The sequence below is a fragment of the Paraburkholderia sp. BR14312 genome (genome assembly GCF_040948675.1).
Lineage (GTDB): Bacteria > Pseudomonadota > Gammaproteobacteria > Burkholderiales > Burkholderiaceae > Paraburkholderia > Paraburkholderia nodosa_A.
The window spans coordinates 54,458-75,552 of sequence record NZ_JBFPKI010000002.1 but is presented as its reverse complement, the minus strand read 5'-3'; the positions used below and the strand labels follow the sequence as shown (position 1 = coordinate 75,552).

The window sequence follows — 21,095 nt, the reverse complement described above, 5'->3', positions numbered from 1 at the left end:
CGCGCTCACTGCTTGCTGTGGCAGCACGATTTTGCTTCGGGCGCGTCTGTGCGGTCCTGCACGCTGTGCGGATCGCGCCCGCCCGGCAGGTCCATCGCGGGATTGCCGTAGAAGAAGTTGTTGGGCTTGAGCATGAAGCCCGCATACTCCACCGGCATCACGGGGAAATCCTCGGGCTTGCACACGTGCGTGTGGCCGAAGCTGTGCCACAGCACGATGTCCTCGTTCTCTACGTTGCGGTTCGCCTCGATATAGCGGGGCAGGCCGTCGCCGCCGGCGTGCTGGTTAGGGTAGTCGCCGCTCGCGTAGCGCTGCGTCGTGTCGTACGGCGTGACCCACACGTGGCGCGTGGCGAAGCCGCCGCGCTGGCGCACCTTCGAGTTGGGATCGGCGAGCATGAGCGGCGAGTCGTTGATGATGAGCTTGTAGCCCGGATTCGCGCCGACGCGATTCTTCACGTTCGGGTTCACCACTTTCCAGAAGCGCCCCGTCTGACCACTGGCGTTACGCGCCGCTTCCTGCTCGGTCTTGAGCACGCGCCTGGTCGTATCGAACACGTTGCCGTATGGATTCCCGGCACCCATCGCGCGCGGCACGAATTCGTGCTCGGTGACGGAGTTCTTCTCGCCGTCCACCATCATGTGCAAGCGCGCGTTGAAGAAGTGCTGATGCGTCGGGCCGCCCAGGTTCTCGGTGACCATGCCGCCCCACGGGTAACTGTCGCCATCCGCCACCGCGGAAGTCTGGATGATGCCCGTGAGCTTGCATTCGAGCTGGATCGTGCCATCCTGATAGAAGTACCAGTAAAAGCCGTAATCGTAGTTGCCCACTGTTGCGAAGAACGAGATCACGAGGCGGCGCGAACGGCGCATCTCGAACACACCGGTGCGGAACTCGTAGTGCTTCCAGAGCGTGCCGTAATCCTCTTCGTGCAGACACACGGCGTTCTTCATGGTGAAGCCGTTGCCGAAGTCGTCGGCGGACGGAATGTCGAAATAGCGGATCGTGCCGAGGCAATCGCAGCCCAGTTCGAGCTGGTTCGCGAGCTTGCCGAGTCCGTATTCGCCCGCATCGAACGCGCTTTTCCAGTAATGGTTCGTGGTGGGGTCCGAGTAGGGCACGCACATCTCGGTCACGCTCGCGCGGTAGACGATCGGGCGCGGCGCGCTCTTGCCGTCGTCCCATGTGATCTGGTGCAGCACGAGCCCTTCGCGCGGCGTGAAACCCACGCGGAATTTCCAGTTCTGCCAGCTAACCTGCCAGCCGTCTATCGTGAAGCTCGGGCCTTCGGGCTGACTGATTGAGAGCGGCTTGACGGTGTCACGCGGCTTGCCGAGGCTCGGCGTGTCGTAGTTGTGCCTGGCGCGCGGAATGGGGATGATGCGGCCGTCGTCGATCAGTTCGATCACCTTGTGCGCGAGCAGGTCCACCACGGCGACGACGCCTTCGATGGGGTGCGCGTAACCGTTGTCGGTCAGGGACTCCCGGTAGTAGCTCACGCAGCGCACGAGGCGGCGGCCATTCTCGTTCAGGCGGTCGAACGCGCCAGCGGAGAACGGATCGACCTGCACGCGCTCGAGTTCGTCTTCGGTGAGGCCGCGCTTTTTCACGGCCTCGCGCCATGCTGCGTCTTCCTTGACGATGCGCTCCGCGTTCATGAAGTCTTCGATCATCACGGGCGGCTGGCCATAGGGCGCGCTTTGCAAGGCGAGCGCCTTACGCGATTCCACTTTCTTCTCGCGCAGGTCCACCACGAATTCGAGCGTCTGGCTGCGGGTGCGATCGATCGCGATGACGAAGGCGCGGCGCGAGAAGTAATCGCCATGCTTGTACGCGAGCACTTCCGCCTTGGGCGGCTCGCACAGTTCGGTGACAGGAAAGCGCCCAAAATCATCGAGCTGCTCGGCGGCTTTCACGATGTCACAGGCCAGCTGCATTTCGGCGAGGCTCAACGGGTCGAGCGGATGCGCGTTCGGATTCGTGTTCATAAGCATTTCGTAAGGATGGCGTTGGGCGCAACAGGGCATGGGACGGTATGAAGAATCCGCATTCGTCTCATGCGATGTCGATGGGTCAATCGTAGAAACGCCGTATTTTTTTCGCGCTTGCGAAACGCGCCAAAGGGGCGATAGAGTGCGCCAGAGACGATCGACTGTTAAATCCGTCGGCGCATACAGGCCCTAATGGAGCGAGACATGAAAAGAGTGCCTGTCAATAGCGGCTTCCCGATGATTCGCGGTGCCGTGATGGGTCCCATCGTGCGTGCACTCGACGCCGCTGGTGCGGACTGCGATGCATTGCTGGCCGAGTTCGGCCTGAGTCGCCGGCAGCTTTCCAATCCGTATGAAATCGTGGCGCTCGGGCGCTACGTGGGCGCGTTCGAACGCGCGGCGCAGGTCCTCGACGAACCCTTTCTCGGCCTGCGCTTAGGCGCCGAATTGCAGCTCACGGAACTGGGGCCGGCTGGCCTCGTGTTCATGTCGTCGCCTACACTCGGCGCCGCAATCCGTAAATTCACCGACACGCTCGGCTCGTGGCAAAGCGCGACGGCCGTCGATCTCGTGAGCGACAACGCATGGCCGATGTGGAGCTATCGCATCGCGCATACGCAAATCTGGCCGCGCCGGCAGGACGCCGAGTACAGCGTCTCCGCCATGTGCCACATGATTCGCCAGGTGCGAGGCGCAGCATGGACGCCGTGCGAGATTCATTTCGAGCACGCCGCGCCCGAGGACCTCAAGCCTTATTTGCGCCTCTTTCGCGTGCCCGTGCGCTTCCAGCAGCCGGCCAACGGTGTGGTCCTGCACCCGCACGATCTCGACACGCCGCTCAAGAGCGCCGACGTGCAGATGGCGCGCATGATGGAGCGCCACGCCACCGACCTGATTTCGCGCGACACGATTCCGCATACGCTCGTGGACCAGGTGCGCGATCTCGTGACGCGCCGGCTCGCGCGCGAAAAGCTCGTGGTCGGCGATATCGCCAAGGACCTCGGGCTTTCGGACCGCTCCTTGCAGCGGCATCTCGCCGACGCCGGGACCTCTGTGCGCCAGATCATTCGCGAAGAGCGCGAGCGCAGCGTGGCGGTGCTGCGCGAGCAGGAGGGCATGACCAACGCGGCCGTGGCCCGCGCCGTGGGTTATGCCGACGCCACCGTGCTATGGCGTGCGACGCGCAACTGGGGCCGTGCAGGCGCCAAGCGACCCCGCTAGCGCGCAAATCGTGAAAGAGAATTGACGGCTTTCACTAAGCTTGTGGGCTGAAGTACGGATTCCCGGCTCGCGGCATTAATCAGGATGCCGAAGGTAATATCGGCCGCTTCAGCGCGGTTAAGTGAAAACCCGCTCCAGCCCTGGCGCACTTTATCGAGTAATTGGCGCGTTGCGCCAAGCCGGCGAGTTTATTAGCTGCCTACCATGCGCTCAATCCGAATCGGGAAATTCGATTCGTCGAGCGCCGGAGGCACGCGGTTCTTCATCGTGTCGTATGGCGAACCCAGAACAGACACCCGCAGAGGCAACGATGAACGAACCGTATTCTTCTCCCGCTCACCTCGTTGGAGACAACGCGGCAGTGGACTCACAGCGCAGCCTGCTCGGGCTTTGGCAGATCGTCTTTCTCGTCATTTCCGCGGCGGCGCCGCTCACCGGCATGCTGGGCGCGGTGCCACCCGCCATCAGCCTTGGCAATGGCGCGGGCATTCCCGGCGCATTCGTGATCGCGGGCGTCGTGCTGCTCGTGTTCAGCGTGGGCTTCGCTTCAATGAGCCGCCACATCGTGCGTGCCGGCGCGTTCTACGCGTACATCACGGCGGGTTTCGGCCGACCTGTTGGCATGGCCGGCGCACTCGTCGCGCTGCTCTCGTACACGAGCATCCAGATCGCGTTGTACGGCCTGTTCGGTTTCTTCTGCACGGTGGTGCTCGGGCCACTGCTGCATAGTTCGCTGCCGTGGTACGCGTATTCATTCGCGTGCCTCGTCGTCGTGCAGTTCACCGGCATTCGCGGCATCGACCTGAACAGCCGCCTGCTCGGCGTGCTCATGTGTCTCGAACTCGGCATCCTCCTGCTGCTGAGCCTCGCGATCGTGATTCATCATGGTGGACCGGATGGCCTGACGCTCGAGCCGTTTTCGCCGCGCCACGTTTTCAGCTGCCACCTCGGCATCGCGGTGATGTTCGCGCTCGCGTCGTTCATCGGTTTCGAGGCCACGGCGATCTACGGCAAGGAGTGCCGCGACCCGAAGGTGACGGTGCCGCGCGCCACCTATGTTTCCGTCACGCTGATTCTCGTGTTTTTTGCGTTCGTCACGTGGGCCATCGTTTGCGCCTATGGCATCAGCAACGTCACGGACGTCGCGACGAAACAGCCGGGCGACTTCTGGTTCATCCAGTCGACGAAGTACCTGGGCGGCGCGATGACCACGACGATGAGCTTCCTGCTGCTTTCCAGCATCTTCGCGAGCCTGCTGTCGTTCCACAACACGATCGTGCGTTACATCCACGCGCTTGCGGGCGAGGGGATTCTTCCCGCGGTGCTCGATCGCCTGCATCCGAAGTATGGATCGCCGTATCTCGCGAGCTATCTGCAGACACTTTCGGTCGCTGTGCCGGTGGGCCTTTTCGTTCTCGCGGGCAGCGATCCGTTCAACATCGTGTTCAGCTGGGGCTCGGCGCTCGGCACCATCGGCATCGTCATGCTGCAGGCGGTCACGAGTTTTTCGGTGGCGGCGTTTTTCCGCGCCACGAAGAAGGACACGCGACTGTGGCACGCGTTCCTCGCGCCGGTGCTGGGCGGCTGCGGTCTGCTCTCCATCGGCATCGTGCTGATCGGCAATCTCGACGCGCTCGCCGGTTCTGATAGCCCGGTCGTACGTGCGTTCCCGTGGGTCGTGCTCGCGGTGGCGCTGATCGGCGTGCTGATTGCTTTCGTGCTCAAGCGTTCGCGGCCGGACATCTACGCGCGCTTCGGCCAATAACGACTTGCCCGGGACGCGTCTCGCGTCAAGCCCTCGATTCCCGCAGTTCCTGACTCGTGCGGCGCGCTCCCGGCGCCGCGCTTCGGCCGCGCACGCGCATGCAGCGCAGCGGCCCATCTCTCTTCGACAAGACAACGACATGGCAAATCTCGTCAAGCGCACAGCGCTGGCGCTGGCTTCGTGCGCCCTCGCGACGAGCGCACTCGCGCAATCTTCAGTCACGCTTTACGGCACGGTGGACGCGGGCCTCATCTATTCGACCAACCAGCAGACCACGCACGCAGACGGCAGCACGAGCGGCCACGCCAACTGGCAACTGGGCGGCGGCAACCTCGTGCCGTCGCGCTGGGGTCTCACGGGCAGCGAGGACATTGGCGGCGGCACGAGCGTCAATTTCACGCTCGAAAACAGCTTCTTCTCGCAGAACGGCGCACTCCTGCAGGGCGGCACGCTCTTCAACCGCAACGCCTGGGTGGGCGTGGCGAATAGCCACTACGGCACGCTCACGCTGGGTCGCCAGTCCGATCCGTTTTCCGACGATCTGGGCGCCTATGTGTCGAGCAATAACTGGGCAACGCTCTATGGCTCGCACTTCGGCGACGTGGACAATCTCAACGAAGCGTTCAACTTCAATAACTCGATCAAATACGTGAGCCCGAGTTTCGGCGGCTTCACGATAGGCGGTCTGTTCAGTTTCGGCGGCGTGGCGGGGAATTTCTCGCAGAACCGCGGTTGGTCGGTGGCGGCGAATTACGCCAACGGGCCGCTTTCGCTTTCTGCCGGCTACCTCGAGTTGCGCAATCCGCTGCAGGCGGCGTTGGGCGGGGAGAGCGGCTATATCGGCGACTTCAGTTGCAGCAATCCGAATGCGTCGTACTGCGAACTACAGAATGCGCAGCGCGTGAGCATTTTCGGCGCGGGCGGCTCGTACGCGTTCGACAAGGTTAGCGTGGCGCTCAGCTATACCCATACGCTTCTTTCGCAGAGCCAGTATTTCGCGGATGCGGCACGGCCGCAGGGCGCGGACATCTCGTTCGATATCGCCGAGCTGAATACGCCGTGGCAATACTCGCCCGCGCTGCAGTTCGGCTTCGCTTATATCTTCAACGACGCTCACCCGGACGGCGGCTCATCCACACGGCTTCACCAGATCAATCTGGGCGCGGTCTACAGCCTCTCCAAGCGCACGGCAGTTTATGCGGTGGCGATCGGCCAGAAGTCGTCGGGGGCGGGTCTCGGGATCGATGCCGCGAGCGGAGCGACGCAGAATCTGGCGCAGATTCCGAACCTCGTGAATTCGAGCACCGACAAGCAGCTTGCCGTGATCGCGGGCATTCGCCACAACTTCTGAGTGAAAAGCCGCGGCGCAGCATGATGCACCGCGGCAACGCGCAGCGCATACACGCTTCGCGCGACGCCCGCGCCGTTCGGCAGTAGAATGTTCGGGTCCGCTTTTCGTGTGAGCCCGCGCATGAAAGTTGCCTTGTTCGTCCCTTGCTTCATCGACGCGTTCTACCCCGAGGTGGCAATCGCCACACTGGAACTGCTGGAGCGTTTCGGCTGCGAGGTGGACTATCCGCTCGAACAAACCTGCTGCGGCCAGCCCATGGCCAACAGCGGCGCGCAGGCCGAGGCAGCCGGCGCGGAGCGGGTATTTGCGCGCGCGTTCGCGGGCTACGACTATATCGTCGGCCCGTCGGCGAGCTGCGTGAATCACGTGCGCGACCACTTCACCGCGATCGAGCAGACCGAGACCGTACGTAAGGTGCGCGAGAGCACCTATGAACTCGTCGAGTTTCTGCACGACGTGCTGGGCGCGCGCGAATTCCCCTGGGCCGAATTTCCCTGGCGCGTGGGTTTGCACAATAGCTGCAGCGCGCTGCGCCATTTGAAGGAAGCTTCGGTTTCGGAAATCGCGGGTCCGACGTTCTCGAAACCCCTCGCGCTGCTCGAACATGTGAAGGGCATCGAATTCGTGAAGCCGGCGCGCCCCGACGAATGCTGCGGCTTCGGCGGCACGTTCGCCGTGACCGAAGAGGCGGTGTCGGTGCGCATGGGCCAGGACAAGGTGGTCGATCACGTGAGCGCGGGCGCGCAATACATCGTTTCCGCCGACATGTCCTGCCTCATGCACCAGCAGGGCTGCGCCGAGCGCATGAGCGCGGACATCCGCTTCATCCACATTGCCCAGGTGCTCAACGGAGCGCGCGAATGAAGCGAGTCGAACACGCGAAGCTCGCCGGCACGTTTCTCTCGCGGCCGGAGCATGTCGCCTTCCACGACAAGCGTCTATGGGACTTGCGCTCGAAGCGCGACGCCCAGGCGCATGCCATTCCCGAGTGGGAAATGCTGCGCACGCTCGCCTCGCAAATCAAGGCGCATACGCTCTCGCATCTCGCCGACTACCTCGACCATTTCACGCGCACGGCGCAAGCCAATGGCGTGCAGGTCCATTTTGCGGATACGGCCGAGGAACACAACGAAATCGTTTATCGCATCCTGAGCGAGCGCGGTATGACGGCGCTCGTGAAGAGCAAGTCGATGCTCACCGACGAGTGCGAGATGCGTCCGTATCTGGAGTCGCGCGGCATTTCGGTGATGGAGACCGACCTTGGTGAGCGCATCCAGCAGCTCGACAAGCAGCCGCCCAGCCATATCGTCGTGCCCGCCGTGCACAAGCTGCGCGACGACGTGGCCGAAGTGTTCGGCCGCACCATCGGCACGGACCCGCACAACAACGACATTCACTATCTGGCGGAAAGCCAGCGCATGAATACGCGGCCGTGGTTCGTGCGCGAGAAAACGGCGGGCATGACCGGCTGCAATTTCGCGGTGGCGGAAACGGGCACGGTGGTGGTATGCACCAACGAGGGCAACGCGGACCTTTCCGCCAACGTGCCGCCGCTGCACATCGTCTCGATGGGCATCGAGAAGCTGATTCCGCGCCTTTCCGATCTCGGCGTATTCGTGCGCATGCTCTCGCGCAGCGCGCTCGGCTCGCCAATCACGCAATACACCTCGCATTTCCGCGCGCCGCGGCCCGGTGCGCAAATGCATTTCGTGCTCGTCGACAACGGCCGGGCCGAGCGGCTCGCCATGCCCGAGTTCTGGTATTCGCTCAAGTGCATTCGGTGCGGCGCGTGCATGAATACCTGTCCCGTGTACCGGCGCAGCGGCGGCCTCTCGTACGGCAGCACCTATGCGGGGCCGATCGGCGCGATCATCAATCCGACCTTCGACCTCAAACGCTTCAGCGCATTGCCGTTCGCCTCGACGCTCAACGGCAGCTGCACGAACGTGTGCCCGGTGAAGATCAATATTCACGAGCAGATCTACCAGTGGCGGCAGGTCATCGCGGCACAGCACGAGGTGCCCTTCGTGAAGCAGGAAGTGCTGAAGATGGCTGGCCGGTTGCTCGGCAGTCCGACGCTTTATCGCGGCACGGTGAAATCGCTCGAGGGCGCGTTGCGGCGCTTGCCCAACTTCATGCTCTACAACCCGCTCAATATCTGGGGCAAGCAGCGCGATCTGCCGCACGTGCCGCACACGACGTTCCATGCGTGGTACCGGAAAAACCGCAAGGGAGGCGGCGATGGCGGATCGTGAGGCGTTTCTCGCGCGCGTGCGCGCCGCGCAACCCGCGCACGAACCGTTGCCCGAGGTGCCGTTGTTCGAAGCGCCCGCCGGCGATCTGCGCGAGCGCTTTGGCGCCGCGCTCAAACTGATGGGCGGCAGCGACACGCAGATGCAAAGCGGGGCCGAGGTGCGCGCCATGATCCTGCGCCGCTTTGGCAGCGAGGCGCGTATCGCGTCGGCCACGCCGGAGGTCCAGGGCACGCGCGAGATCAGCGCCGTCACGAAGCCGGCCTCGCTCGAAGACGTCGACGTGGGCGTGGTGCGCGCACGCTTCGGCGTGGCGGAAACGGGATCGCTATGGCTGAGCGAGTGCGAGTACGTGGTGAACGCGCTCGGCTATATCGTGCAGCATCTCGTGGTGCTGCTCGATCCCGCACAGCTGGTGGCGGGGCTGCAGGACGCGTACCGGCGCGACGATTTTCGCAGCGCGCGCTACGCGGCGCTCGTCACAGGGCCGTCCGCGACGGCCGATATCGAAGGCGTGTTGATCCAGGGGGCACAAGGGGTGAGGTCGTTGACGGTGGTGTGGCTGCCGGCGCCGTGACGGTTGCACGCCATGGTCATCCACGTCCTTCTCCTGAGCGGCTTTCTGCTGGCGAGCATCGCGCTCGTGCAGGCGGTGAGCCTGCGCTGGTCGATTTCCGAATCGGTGCTGCTCGCCGGGTGGGGTTTCACGCTGGGCGGCATCTACCTCGTGAGCGGTGAGGCCTGGCCCACGCTCGCCGCGAACTTCGTGATGCCCGCGCTTGCGCCTCGGCTGCCGCCCGAAGCTTACCTTTGGATCTTCCTGCCGCCGCTGCTATTCCAGGCCGCGCTCAGCGTGAACGTGCGCGAGATGCTCGGCGACGCGGCGCCGATTCTGCTGCTTGCCGTGGTGGCCGTGTTCGTGGCGACCGGCATGGTGGGCGGCGCAGTCCGGCTCACGGGCCTCGGTCCGCTTGCCGACGGCCTCCTGCTCGGTGCGATGATCGCGACGACCGACCCTTCCGCGGTGCTCGCCGTGTTCCGCGAAGTGGGCGCACCCGAGCGGCTCGTGCGCCTCGTGGAAGGCGAGAGCCTGCTCAACGATGCCGCCGCCATTGCCATTGCCGGCGTGCTGATCGCCGCGATCACAGGAGACGCGGCCAATGTCTCGGCAACGGCCGCGCTGCGTGCGCTCGGCATCGCGCTCGGCGGCGGGCTGCTGGTCGGGGCGCTGGCCGGGCGCGCATTCGCGTGGCTCCTGCCGGCGCTGGGCGGCGAGGGCAAAGCCGAGATCTCGCTCAGTTTCGCGCTGCCGTATCCGCTCTATCTCCTCGCCGACCAGATGTTGCACGTCTCGGGCGTGGTGGCCGTGGTCGCGGCCGGGCTCGTCATCAGCGGGCTCGGGAGCACGCGCCTGTCGCCTGTGAACTGGAAGCATCTGCAGCTGATCTGGGAACAGATCGCGGCCATGGCGGGCGCAGCGATCTTTCTGCTCGCGGCCATGCAGATTCCGGCCACGCTGCGTGACGCGCAATGGATCGATCTCGTCGCGCTCGCCGTCGTGGTGGTGGCGGCGTTCGCGGCGCGCGTCGTCGTGGTGTTCGGCATGCTGCCGCTACTGAGCCGCCTGCGGCTCACCGAGCCCGTGAGCGCAGCCTACAAGCTCGTGATTGCATGGGGTGGACTGCGCGGCGCGGTGACGCTCGTGCTCGCGCTGGGCCTCGCGCAGGACACGGCGCTGCCCGATTCCACGCGCCGCTTCGTCGCGATCCTCGCGACGGGCTTCGTGCTCGTGAGCCTCATCGTGAACGGCACGTCGCTCAAGCTGCTGATCCGGCGGCTGCGCCTCGATCTGCTGTCGCCCCAGGAGCAGGCGCTGCAGCAAAAGGCGGTGCAGCTTTCGTCGATCGGCGTATCCGAGCGCGTGCATATGGCGGCACGCACCTTTCACATTCCCGATGCGATCGCCGACCAGGCCTGCCATACGTTCCGGCGCAGCGTGGATATCAGCGCGACGGCATTCGATTTCGAGGCGGCGCTCTCGGACCGCGAGCGTCTCGTCATCGGCCTCGTGACGCTCGCGGCGAAGGAGCGCGACCTCATCCCGCAGTATGGCAGCGGCATCATTACGATCCGCAATCTCGACGCCATGATGCGCAACACCGATGCCATGATCGAAGAGGCGCGCGTGGGCGGGCGGCTTGGTTATCAGCGCGCGGCCGCAAAAATACTGGCCGATACGATCGAGATGCGTGTCGCGCGGCTGCTTTATCGCTGGCTGCGCGTGCGGCAGCCGTACGGCGACGCGCTCGCCGATCGTTTCGAACTCCTGATGTGTCGCCGCGTGGTGCTGCATCAGCTGATCGTCTTCAACGACCGCAGCCTCACGCCGCTGCTGGGCGAGCGTCTCGCGGCGCTGCTCAAGACGATACTCAAGGCGCGCATCGCGACCGCCGAGCATGGGCTCGCGGACGTGCGCCGTTGCTTCGGTCAGGCTTCGGACGTGCTCGAGCGGCGCATGCTGCTGCTGTACGCGCTGCGTGAAGGGCGCGAACGCGTACAGGCCATGTACGAGGACCGCTCGATCTCGAAGGAGATCTACGATTCGATCCGGCGCGAGCTGGACGCCGCGTGGAAGCTCGCCGTGCCGCGGGCGCATCCGGACCTCGTGCCGGGCGAGACGCACGCGAAGGAGATTCATACGCGCATCGACGCATTGAGCGTTGGCGGCGCCGATGCGCATGCGCAGCCCCCAGCACCCATAGCGCCGCACACCGACACCGTCGCGCCGATGGAAAACGCCGCAGCCGGGGAGCGCAGGCCGTCGCCATGACCGAAATCCAGTCGGCGCTGCTCGTGTTCGCGCTGCTGCTCGGCGGTACGGGCCTCGGCGTGCTGCTGCGGCCGTTATTGCCCGAGGAGCATCGCAAGCATGAAACCGTGCAGCTCGTGCAACTCGTGATCGGTATGCTGGTGACGTTTGCGGCGCTCGTGCTGAGCCTGCTCACCGCGTCCGCGAAATCGAGCTTCGATACGGCGACCAACGACATGCGCGCCTACGCCGCCGACCTGATTCAGCTCGATCAACGCCTGCGCGAATACGGTCTCGACGCGGCCGCGGCGCGCACCTTGCTGCGCGCGTATACGGCAAGCGCCATCGCCTCGACCTGGGCGCAGGAAAAGCCGCCGCCGGGAAACTACTATCCACACGATCCGGGCGTCGGCAATGACGAACTCGAAAGCCGGCCGCTCGGCGCGCTGCTCAACTCAGTCGGGCACGAAATCGAAATGCTCGCGCCACGCGACGCCTATCACCAGGCGCTCGTGGGCCCGCTCTCGCAGATGTTCGACCGCGTGACCGATACGCGGTGGCGTCTGATCGAAGAGGCGCATGGCACGATTTCGCGGCCGTTCTTCACGATGCTCGCGCTCTGGCTGATTCTGATCTTCCTGAGCTTCGGGCTCGTCGCGCCGCATAACGCGCTGGCGATCGTGCTGATCTTCCTTGGTGCGGTGTCGATTTCGTCGGCCGTCTACGTGATCGCCGACCTCGATACGCCGTTCACGGGACAACTCGTGGTGCCGAGCGATTCGATGCGCGATGCGCTCGCGCACATGAACGCGTCGGCCACGTAGCGACGCGAGCGAGTCATTGCGCTAGACTCGCGCGACGTGACGCGTACAGGAAAGGAGGTTCCAATGTTGCGCAAGACGCTCAATGCTTCGCGGCTGCAGGATGAAGTGCATCGGCGCATCCACAAGCTGCAGGAGGTGGTCGAAGACGGCGTGAAGATCGGCGTGCCGCGCCCGCAGTTGCAGGAGCCCGACCGCAGCGGCTGCAACTGGACGATGCAGCACTTTCACAACGCGGCTGGCTTCGAAGCGAGCGTGGCGCGCGTGCTGGAGCAGGTGCAGGCCGAGTACAACCTCACGCAGGCAAAGGATGAAGCCGTGGAGGACGATGTCGGCCAGCAGGCCGGCACGTGCGATCCGTTCGGAGGAGCGAAGCGCGCCGGCGCTGAGAATCCATTTGGCGGATCGAAACCCGCGCAGGCCGCAAACCCGTTTGGAGTGGCGGGGCCGTCGGGCAAGCAGGATCCTTTCGGCGATACTGCGCCCGCGAGTGAAGATGCGCCGCCTGCGAAGGGCAAACGCCCCGCGAATCCGTTCGGCGATTGACCGATGCGCGGCGCGCCGCCCACCTCGAGCGGCGCGCGTCACGCCATTTTCAGCTTTCTTCCGCTGCGGCCTTGCTGCGCGCGCGACGCGCACGCGACGGCGCTTTCCTGGCAGCGGGCTCGGCCGGCGCAACGGCCGCGCTCACCGGTTCATCCGCGGAACTGGCCGGTGTTTCTGCCGCTTTCTTCGCTGTCTTCTTGCGCGCGGGGCTCTTGCGAGCTGCCGTCTTGCGCGCTCGCGCGGGGGCGGGCGCGGTGGGCTCGACATCGGCGGCCGGTTCGGGCGCCGCATGCGCCTCGTAGGCCTCTTGCGGCGAATGGGTGCTCTCGTTCGCGTCGAATGGCAGGGCGGGGAAGGGCGGCTCGGCTTCGTGCCGATGCGCGGTTTGCGCGAGCGCCTCGACCGGCTCGAACGGAATTTCGCCTTGCGTCTCGGCCGGTTGCTCGACTGCGGTTTCTCGCACCTCCGCCGCGCTGCTTGCGCGGCCATTGCGACGGCCCTTGCGCCTGCCGCGCGGCTCCTCGGCACGCGCCGCCGTGCTTTCCGGCGCTGACACGCTGGCGGCGGCAGCCGCGAGCGGGGGCGGGTTCAGCCGCGACACCCAGGTCCCCGACTTGTCGTCGCGGCCCACTTCGAGCAGCCCGCGCGACTGCGCCTCTTCGAGCAGATTGCCGAATGCGCGAAAGCCGTAGCGCGTTTCGTTGAAGTCGGGCCGGCGGCGCTTGATGGCGCTCTTGAGCACCGAAGCCCAGATCTTGCCGCTTTCGCCACGCTCGAGCACGAGCGCGTCGAGCGTTTCGATCGCGAAGGCCACGGCCTTCGACTTGCGCTCGTCGCCGTCCTGCTTCGGCTGTCGTTCGTCGCCGCCCTGGCGTTTCGCAGCGCCGCCGTCCTTGTTCTTGCCCCTGCCGTGCGTGTGCTGTTCGCGCTCGAGTTCGCGCACCAGGTCGTCGTAGAAGATGAATTCGTCGCAATTGGCGACGAGCAGGTCGGAGGTGGAGTGCTTCACACCCACGCCGATCACCTTCTTGGCGTTCTCGCGCAGCTTCGAGACGAGCGGCGAAAAGTCGGAGTCGCCGCTCACGATCACGAACGTGTCCACGTGCGACTTCGTATAGCAGAGATCGAGCGCGTCCACGACGAGGCGGATATCGGCCGAATTCTTGCCCGACTGGCGCACGTGGGGAATTTCGATCAGCTCGAAGCTCGCCTCGTGCATCGCGGCCTTGAAGCCCTTGTAGCGCTCCCAGTCGCAATAGGCTTTCTTCACGACGATGCTGCCCTTGAGCAAGAGCCGTTCCAGCACGGGCTTGATATCGAAGCGGTCGATCTTCGCGTCGCGCACGCCGAGCGCGACGTTCTCGAAGTCGCAGAACACCGCCATGCTGATGTTTTCCTGGGGGGAAGCCATGTGATTGATTCGTTCCATCTACGGTGTGAATTCACATGATAGCCGGTTGCACCGCGGCGGGCCGGGAATCGCGATAGCGGCGCCTCACCCCGTGCGGCATGTGGTTGTGTGCGCAAGCATGATTCCTTTGAACGATTTTCGAACGTGGAGCCGTAAAACGCAGTCATTTTATGTTTACCCAACAACTCCTTAACAAGCGTGTAACACAACTTTCATAAGCTTTCCGCGAGTCAAAATCCGTCGGCTGTGTCCGACTTATAACGAGGGACGGTTGTGAAGAAAATACAGTCGCGCAGGGGTGCGCTCGCGATGCTGGCGAGCATCGGCGTATTGGCTGGGTTATCTGGTTGCGGAAGCAACGGCTCAGATGGCGGACCGAAGGTCACCGGTCAGGTGCTCGGCAGCTATATCCAGAATGCGGCAGTCTGCCTGGATGTGAACAACAATGGCAAGTGCGACCCGGGCGAGCCGGTCGCGCGCTCGGATGCCCAGGGCAAGTTCTCGATCTCCGATACGAGCAATGGGTCGTGGAAGTACATCGTGGCCGACCTGAGCGGCGCCACGGAGAACGACGCATCGGGCAAGAACATGGGCACGGCGTTCAACGGGACGGCTACGTTCCGTTCGCCGCGTGGCGTCGGTTCCGTCAGCGCGATCACGACGCAGCTTTCGCAACTGATCGACAGCGGCCTGTCGCAGTCGGATGCTCAAACGCAACTGGCGAACAAGATCGGCACGACGCCGGACGCCCTGCTGGGCGACTTCAATACCAACGGCAACAACGTGGTGAAGGCCGCGAGCGATCAGTACATTGCAACCGTCGTTTCGAGCAAGGCGATCAAGCACGTCTGGGTTATCGTGCTCGAAAACAAGAGCGCGGAATCGACGTACGGCACGACGGCCTCGGATTCGAACCAGGACCCGTACCTGAAATCGCTGATGCCGCAGGGCACGTTCCTTTCGAACTACTACGGCACCGGCCACGTTTCGCTGGACAATTACATATCGATGGTGTCGGGTCAGCCGTCGACGCACGACACCGAAACGGACTGCTTCCAGCTGTGGTCCGATATCGTGGACGCCGGCAACGACTCGGCGAACCCCAAGGTTCTCAAGGCAGGTACGGACGCAAACGGCCACGCGAGCGGCGGCTGCGTGTTCCCGGCTCGCGTGCAGCATATTGGCAACCAGATGGAACAGGCCAAGCTCACGTGGCGCAGCTACAACGAGGACATGGGCAACGACCTGAACCGTGACGGCACGAGAACCTGTTCGTTCCCGCGCCGTACCGCGCAGCTTGCGGGCTCGGACCCGGCGAAGGCTGTGGACGGCACACAGGCCGCGCAGGCGCCTTCGGCTTCGGGTGACGTGGCAGGCGATGAGTACGCAACGCGTCACAATCCGTTCCCGTATTTCCATTCGACCATCGATGATCTGGCCAACTGCGACGCGCACGTGGTCAACCTGCAAGACAACCTGGCAACGGATCTTCAGTCGATTGCCACTACGCCGAACTTCTCCTTCATCACGCCGAACCTGTGTAACGACGGCCATGATGGTGACGGTACGGGCGCGGCAGGCAAGGGCTGCAAAAACGGTCAGCCTGGCGGTTTAGCTTCGATCGACGCGTTCCTGAAGAACACGATCCCGTTGATTCAGGCTTCGCCCGCCTACAAGCAGGACGGCCTGATCATCATCACGACGGACGAAGGCGTCGTGACCGGACTGACGCCGACAACGTCGCTCAGCGCAGATGGCACGACGCTTTCCCTGCTGGAGCCGGAAATGGGCAACCAGTGCCCGGGCTGCAACCAGCAAACGGGTCCGAACGTGACGCGTCCGGAACAGGTCACGATGTCCACGCTGCCGGTGGCTCAAGCAGCCCTGCTCGGTATGAACCCGGCGACGCTGCCTGCATCCGTGCGGAGCGTGTCGATTGCGTTGAACTACCTTGGAGTCGGTGGCGATCAGATCGGTACGCTTCTGCTGTCGCCGTTCATCAAGGGTGGTCACGTGGATGGTACGGGCTACAACCACTACGCGCTGCTGCGTTCGCTCGAAGACAACTTCGGCATCGGCTCGTATCTCGGCTACGCAGATGATGCATCGCTCAAGCCGATCTTCACATCGGCCAACATCGATAACCGCTAATCCGTAGCGGTCTCACAAGAACTTTGTTGTCCTGGCCCGGTTCTCGGCTCGAACCGGGCTCTTTTCTTGATCCGTCATGTGCCAATTTCCTCTAAGGGCTGTTCTCACAACGGCCCTTTGCATTTGCCTGCTTTGCGCATGCGACCAACATGCACCGGACGCTCAGGCAGCCACGGTCAAAGCACCCGCGCCTGATCTGGCAGCCATCGGCAAGGCAGCGTTCTTCGATCCGTCGCTGTCGGCTTCCGGCAAGCAGTCATGCGCCTCCTGTCACAGCCCTGAGAATGCCTATGGGCCGCCGAACGGTCTGGCAGTCCAGTTGGGTGGTCCAAACCTCGATCGAGCCGGACTGCGCTCGGCGCCGTCGCTGCGCTATCTGCGTGCTGTGCCTTACTGGACGTTCACGCAGGCAAATAGCCTGAAAGAGCGTCTCGAGGACGGCGACAATCAGCCCAGCGGCGGGTACACCTGGGATGGACGCTACAACTCCCCCGCGGATCAGGCTGCATTTCCCCTGCTCAATCCGGATGAAATGGCAAACAGCAGCGCGGAGGACGTAGCGCAGAAGCTGAGCAAAAGCGCCTACGCACAGCAGTTCCGCGAAGCATTCGGTCAGGACATTTTCTCGCGGCCGACGCAGGCGCTGGCGGACCTCGGAAAGGTATTGCAGGCATTCCAGTTCAACGATCCGTCGTTCGCGCCGTACTCCAGCAAATTCGACCGGGTGCTCGACGGCAAGGAGCATTTCACGCCACAGGAAGCGCACGGATTGGCGCTGTTCAGCGACCCGGACAAGGGCAACTGTGCAAGCTGTCACCTGATCAACAAAGGCGCTCACGGCGCGCATCCGGCATTGACGGATTACAACTTTCAGACGCTGGGTGTGCCACGCAACATGGAAATTCCGGCCAACCGCGATCCGAACTTCTTCGATATGGGGTTATGTGGGCCGCTGCGTCAAGACGAGGCGAAGCAGCAGAAGTGGTTCTGCGGGATGTTCCGCACGCCCACGCTTCGCAACGTCGCCACGCGACGCGTCTTCTTTCACAACGGCATGTACCATACGCTTGAAGATTCGTTACGCTTCTATGTCGAGCGCGACACGAACCCGGAGAAGTGGTATTCGAAAGACGCGCACGGCCACGTCGTGAAGTTTGACGACCTGCCGAAGAATCTGCGCAGTAATGTGGATACCAGGACGGAGCCGCTGACGAATCACCTCGGCGGCAAACCGGTCTGGTCAGACTCGGATATCCGCGACGTAATGGCGTTCCTGGATACCCTCACCGACGCGGACGCAAAGACGGTGGCTCGCTAACGTCGTTCAGAAAAAGGAAAAACCCGGTCAGTTTTGAACCGGGTTTTTTATGCGCTGACGAAGCGTTAAGCGCTGCTCGCCACGTAGCCGAGGAGGGCGCTCACGGCGTCCGCTTCGCGGCGTACGGCGCGCCCGTTCGGGCCCTCGGGCGTGGCGTCGAAGCCGCCGGTGGCGCCCAGCGCCGTGAGCACGCCGCAGAGCTTGCCGGTGTGATCGAAGAGCGGCGCCGAAACGGCACTGATGCCCTTGAGATTCGTGTCGCGCACGCTCGCGCAGCGTGCTTGCTGCACGTCGCGCCGCAGCGTGCCGATCGGATCGCTTGCACTCAGTTGCGCGCGCAACGAAGCATCGGCGTGGGCGAGTTCTTCTTCAGCTTGCGCGAGCACGCGCGTGTCGTCGAGCAGGCCGAGAAACACGCGGCCCGTGGACGACCATAGCAGCGACATCACCGAGCCCACCCGCACGTTGACGGTCACGGGCAGCCCCGGTTCCTCGAAACGGATGATCGTGGGTCCCTTGTTGCCCATCACCGCGACGAACGACGTCACTTCGAGCGTCTCGCGCAGGCGCACGAGCGCGGGCTCCGCAATGCGCACCGGATCGGCCTGACGCATGGCGGCCACGCCGATCATCATCGCCTCGACGCCGAGCCGATACTGCTGGGTGGCGGTGTCCTGCGCGACCAGGCCTTCCTCGATCAGGCTCACGAGATAGCGATGCACCTTTGCGGGACTCTCGCCCACGCAGGCGGCGAGACCCGAGAGGCTCGCGCGGCCGCCCAGGCGCGCGAGACCCTTGAGCACGGCCATGCCGGTTTGCGCGGATTGCACGCGCTGGCGGCGCTCTCGCGGCGCGGCTACGGCCTTCGTCTCTTGCGCGACTTTGGGCGACGTCGAAGCGTCGGCCACTTTGGCCGTGGTGCGACGGGGAGTGGTTTTCCTGCTTTCCATACTGGACGGGACGCTGGGATATCGGTTGGGTTCACGCGGATTTTAGGGCGCGTAGGGGCGGCATAGTGCCTGCTGAGCTTGCACGTTAACCCCTATCTCGTAATTACGCAATGCGTACTAGAGTTACGCAAAACGTAATGCACGCAGGATGCAGGAGAGGCATATGAGCGAGACACCTTCCCCATCGACGGGCCGCTGCCCGTTTCCCCACGCCGCGAACCGGACGTCGGCCGCCACGTCGCGCTGCCCGGTCAGTGCCAATGCCGCGGCATTCGACCCCTTCAGCGACGGCTACCAGCAGGACCCGCCCGAGTACGTGCGCTGGGCGCGCGAGCAGGAACCCGTGTTCTACAGCCCGCAGCTTGGCTACTGGGTGGTCACGCGCTACGACGACATCAAGGCGATCTTTCGCGACAACCTCACGTTCTCGCCCTCCATTGCGCTCGAAAAGATCACGCCCACCGGTCCCGAGGCGAACGCGGTGCTGGACTCGTACGGCTACGCCATGAACCGAACGCTCGTGAACGAGGACGAGCCTGCCCACATGCCGCGCCGCCGCGCGCTGATGGAGCCGTTCACGCCCGAACATCTCAAGCACCACGAACCGATGGTGCGGCGCCTCACGCGCGAGTACGTGGACCGTTTCATCGACGCAGGGCGTGCCGACCTCGTGGACCAGATGCTCTGGGAAGTGCCACTCACCGTGGCGTTGCATTTTCTGGGCGTGCCCGAGGAGGACATGGACTTGCTGCGCAAGTATTCGATTGCGCATACGGTCAATACGTGGGGGCGGCCGCGCCCCGAAGAGCAGGTCGAAGTGGCGCACGCGGTGGGCAACTTCTGGCGGTTCGCGGGCAAGGTGCTCGACAAGATGCGCCAGAACCCGGACGGCCCGGGCTGGATGCAATACGGCATCCGCAAGCAGAAGACGCACCCCGAAGTCGTCACGGACTCCTATCTGCATTCGATGATGATGGCCGGCATCGTGGCCGCGCACGAGACCACGGCCAATGCCACGGCGAACGCGATGAAGCTGCTGCTGCAGCACCCGCATGCGTGGCGCGAGATCTGCGAGGACCCGAGCCTCATTCCGAACGCGGTGGAGGAGTGCTTGCGCCACAACGGCTCGGTAGCGGCCTGGCGGCGCCTCGCAACAAAAGACGTGCAAATCGGCGGCATCGACATTCCGGCGGGTTCGAAGCTGCTCATCGTGACGTCCTCGGCGAATCATGACGAGCGCCATTTCGCCGATGCCGACCTGTTCGATATTCGCCGCGACAACGCGAGCGACCACGTCACGTTCGGCTATGGCTCGCACCAGTGCATGGGCAAGAACCTCGCGCGTATGGAGATGCAGATCTTCCTCGAAGAATTCACGCGCCGCTTGCCGCACATGCGTCTGGCCGAGCAGACGTTCACGTATGTGCTCAACACGTCGTTCCGGGGTCCTGAGCATGTCTTCGTGGAATGGGACCCCGCGCAAAACCCGGAGCGCGCGAATCCGGCGCTGCTCGGCGCGCACGTGGCGGTGCGCATTGGCGAGCCGTCGGCGCACGCGCTTTCGCGGCCTGTGGTGGTCGAGCGTGTGGACGCCGTGGCAGAAGGCATCGTCCGTGTGCGCCTCGTCGCGCCGGACGGCGGCGCGCTGCCGCGCTGGGCGGCGGGTGCGCATATCGACGTGGAGTGCGGCGACACCGGCATCTCGCGCCAGTACTCGCTGTGCTCGGACCCCGCCGACACGGGCGCGTTCGAGATCGCCGTGCTACGCGAAATGCAAAGCCGCGGCGGTTCGGCCTGGGTGCACGACACGTTGCACGCAGGCATGCGCCTGAAGATACGCGGCCCGCGCAACCACTTCCGGCTCGACGAAGAGGGGCGGCGCGCGATCTTCATTGCGGGCGGCATCGGCATCACGCCGGTAAGCGCCATGGCGCGCCGCGCGCGCGAACTGGGCATCGACTACGAATTGCACTATAGCGGGCGCTCGCGCAGGACGATGGCGCTCGTCGACGAACTCGCGCAGCTGCACGGCGAGCGCCTGCATCTGCACGTTTCGGACGAAGGCTCGCGCAACGATTTTGCCGCGCTGTACGTCGACGAGCATACGCGCGTCTACGCGTGCGGACCGGCGCGCATGCTCGAAGCACTCGAAGCGTGCAGCGAGGCGTGGCCCGAGGATGCACTGCGCGTGGAGCATTTCGCGGCGACCGGCGGCAAGCTCGACCCCTCGCGGGAGCAGGCGTTCGAAGTCGAGCTGAAAGACTCAGGGCTCGTACTCAACGTGGGCGCCGACCAGACCGTGCTCGACGCGCTGCGCCGCGCGAACATCGACGTGCAAAGCGATTGCGAAGAAGGCTTGTGCGGCTCGTGCGAGGTGCGCGTGCTGGCGGGCGAGATCGACCATCGCGACGTGGTGCTCACGCGCGCCGAACGCGACACGCAAACCCGCATGATGACCTGTTGCTCGCGAGCGAAAAGTGGGCGATTGGTACTCGAACTTTAGTCGCCA

At 64.2% G+C, this 21,095-nt stretch carries 14 protein-coding genes and 1 pseudogene; 12 read left to right on the top strand and 3 right to left on the bottom strand.

The genetic code is table 11. The annotated features are described in order from the left end of the window. Positions 1-5: 5 nt before the first annotated feature. Entirely contained in the window at positions 6-1,988 is a 1,983-nt protein-coding gene (locus AB3X98_RS06100; RefSeq protein ID WP_368604887.1) for a primary-amine oxidase, read from the bottom strand. Positions 1,989-2,195: 207 nt separating this feature from the next. Between AB3X98_RS06100 and AB3X98_RS06095 the strand changes: the two genes are divergently transcribed. From AB3X98_RS06095 to AB3X98_RS06055, 9 genes and pseudogenes are all read left to right on the top strand, one after another. Then, the gene (locus AB3X98_RS06095; protein ID WP_141710590.1) at positions 2,196-3,212 is read left to right on the top strand and encodes an AraC family transcriptional regulator; all 1,017 of its coding nucleotides are present in this window, start codon (positions 2,196-2,198) and stop codon (positions 3,210-3,212) included. 310 nt (positions 3,213-3,522) lie between these two features. Continuing rightward, complete coding sequence (locus AB3X98_RS06090; RefSeq protein ID WP_368604888.1) at positions 3,523-4,977, top strand: APC family permease; 1,455 nt, start codon at positions 3,523-3,525, stop codon at positions 4,975-4,977. Positions 4,978-5,116: 139 nt separating this feature from the next. Further along, complete coding sequence (locus AB3X98_RS06085) at positions 5,117-6,328, top strand: porin (protein ID WP_368604889.1); 1,212 nt, start codon at positions 5,117-5,119, stop codon at positions 6,326-6,328. Positions 6,329-6,448: 120 nt separating this feature from the next. Then, positions 6,449-7,192 carry a (Fe-S)-binding protein gene (locus AB3X98_RS06080; RefSeq protein ID WP_069262487.1) on the top strand — a complete coding sequence of 248 codons (744 nt, stop codon included), beginning with the start codon at positions 6,449-6,451 and terminating at the stop codon, positions 7,190-7,192. Continuing rightward, positions 7,189-8,583, top strand: a complete 1,395-nt coding sequence (locus AB3X98_RS06075; RefSeq protein WP_069262486.1) for a lactate utilization protein B — start codon at positions 7,189-7,191, stop codon at positions 8,581-8,583. The genes AB3X98_RS06080 and AB3X98_RS06075 overlap by 4 nt, the downstream gene beginning before the upstream one ends. After that, positions 8,570-9,157, top strand: a complete 588-nt coding sequence (locus AB3X98_RS06070) for an LUD domain-containing protein (RefSeq protein ID WP_069262485.1) — start codon at positions 8,570-8,572, stop codon at positions 9,155-9,157. The genes AB3X98_RS06075 and AB3X98_RS06070 overlap by 14 nt, the downstream gene beginning before the upstream one ends. A gap of 12 nt (positions 9,158-9,169) precedes the next feature. Continuing rightward, a complete protein-coding gene (locus tag AB3X98_RS06065; protein ID WP_342945525.1) occupies positions 9,170-11,410 on the top strand; it encodes a cation:proton antiporter in 2,241 nt (746 codons plus the stop codon). Beyond that, entirely contained in the window at positions 11,407-12,213 is an 807-nt protein-coding gene (locus AB3X98_RS06060; RefSeq protein WP_368604890.1) for a hypothetical protein, read from the top strand. The genes AB3X98_RS06065 and AB3X98_RS06060 overlap by 4 nt, the downstream gene beginning before the upstream one ends. 63 nt (positions 12,214-12,276) lie before the next feature. Beyond that, positions 12,277-12,519 (top strand): annotated as a pseudogene (locus tag AB3X98_RS06055) (hypothetical protein); the annotation flags it as partial. Positions 12,520-12,805: 286 nt separating this feature from the next. On the opposite strand, the gene AB3X98_RS06050 reads toward AB3X98_RS06055, so the two are convergent. Continuing rightward, a complete protein-coding gene (locus AB3X98_RS06050; RefSeq protein WP_368604891.1) occupies positions 12,806-14,167 on the bottom strand; it encodes an NYN domain-containing protein in 1,362 nt (453 codons plus the stop codon). Positions 14,168-14,440: 273 nt separating this feature from the next. On the opposite strand from AB3X98_RS06050, the gene AB3X98_RS06045 reads away from it, so the two are divergent. Both AB3X98_RS06045 and AB3X98_RS06040 read left to right on the top strand, forming a co-directional pair. Continuing rightward, on the top strand, positions 14,441-16,318 hold the full coding sequence (locus AB3X98_RS06045; protein ID WP_368604892.1) for an alkaline phosphatase family protein: 1,878 nt from the start codon (positions 14,441-14,443) through the stop codon (positions 16,316-16,318). Between the two features lie 76 nt (positions 16,319-16,394). After that, complete coding sequence (locus tag AB3X98_RS06040; RefSeq protein ID WP_368604893.1) at positions 16,395-17,636, top strand: cytochrome-c peroxidase; 1,242 nt, start codon at positions 16,395-16,397, stop codon at positions 17,634-17,636. A 65-nt stretch (positions 17,637-17,701) separates the two neighbouring features. Here AB3X98_RS06040 and AB3X98_RS06035 read toward each other — a convergent pair whose 3' ends face one another. After that, positions 17,702-18,586 carry an IclR family transcriptional regulator gene (locus AB3X98_RS06035; protein WP_368604894.1) on the bottom strand — a complete coding sequence of 295 codons (885 nt, stop codon included), beginning with the start codon at positions 18,584-18,586 and terminating at the stop codon, positions 17,702-17,704. Between the two features lie 163 nt (positions 18,587-18,749). Between AB3X98_RS06035 and AB3X98_RS06030 the strand changes: the two genes are divergently transcribed. Then, complete coding sequence (locus AB3X98_RS06030; RefSeq protein WP_368604895.1) at positions 18,750-21,089, top strand: cytochrome P450/oxidoreductase; 2,340 nt, start codon at positions 18,750-18,752, stop codon at positions 21,087-21,089. Positions 21,090-21,095: the final 6 nt, after the last annotated feature.

Bases quoted from the DNA above. Each gene is read 5' to 3' on its own strand.
- AB3X98_RS06100 (WP_368604887.1), bottom strand. From the start codon at position 1,988: ATGAACACGAATCCGAACGCGCATCCGCTCGACCCGTTGAGCCTCGCC.
- AB3X98_RS06095 (WP_141710590.1), top strand. From the start codon at position 2,196: ATGAAAAGAGTGCCTGTCAATAGCGGCTTCCCGATGATTCGCGGTGCC.
- AB3X98_RS06090 (WP_368604888.1), top strand. From the start codon at position 3,523: ATGAACGAACCGTATTCTTCTCCCGCTCACCTCGTTGGAGACAACGCG.
- AB3X98_RS06085 (WP_368604889.1), top strand. From the start codon at position 5,117: ATGGCAAATCTCGTCAAGCGCACAGCGCTGGCGCTGGCTTCGTGCGCC.
- AB3X98_RS06080 (WP_069262487.1), top strand. From the start codon at position 6,449: ATGAAAGTTGCCTTGTTCGTCCCTTGCTTCATCGACGCGTTCTACCCC.
- AB3X98_RS06075 (WP_069262486.1), top strand. From the start codon at position 7,189: ATGAAGCGAGTCGAACACGCGAAGCTCGCCGGCACGTTTCTCTCGCGG.
- AB3X98_RS06070 (WP_069262485.1), top strand. From the start codon at position 8,570: ATGGCGGATCGTGAGGCGTTTCTCGCGCGCGTGCGCGCCGCGCAACCC.
- AB3X98_RS06065 (WP_342945525.1), top strand. From the start codon at position 9,170: ATGGTCATCCACGTCCTTCTCCTGAGCGGCTTTCTGCTGGCGAGCATC.
- AB3X98_RS06060 (WP_368604890.1), top strand. From the start codon at position 11,407: ATGACCGAAATCCAGTCGGCGCTGCTCGTGTTCGCGCTGCTGCTCGGC.
- AB3X98_RS06050 (WP_368604891.1), bottom strand. From the start codon at position 14,167: ATGGCTTCCCCCCAGGAAAACATCAGCATGGCGGTGTTCTGCGACTTC.
- AB3X98_RS06040 (WP_368604893.1), top strand. From the start codon at position 16,395: ATGTGCCAATTTCCTCTAAGGGCTGTTCTCACAACGGCCCTTTGCATT.
- AB3X98_RS06035 (WP_368604894.1), bottom strand. From the start codon at position 18,586: ATGGAAAGCAGGAAAACCACTCCCCGTCGCACCACGGCCAAAGTGGCC.
- AB3X98_RS06030 (WP_368604895.1), top strand. From the start codon at position 18,750: ATGAGCGAGACACCTTCCCCATCGACGGGCCGCTGCCCGTTTCCCCAC.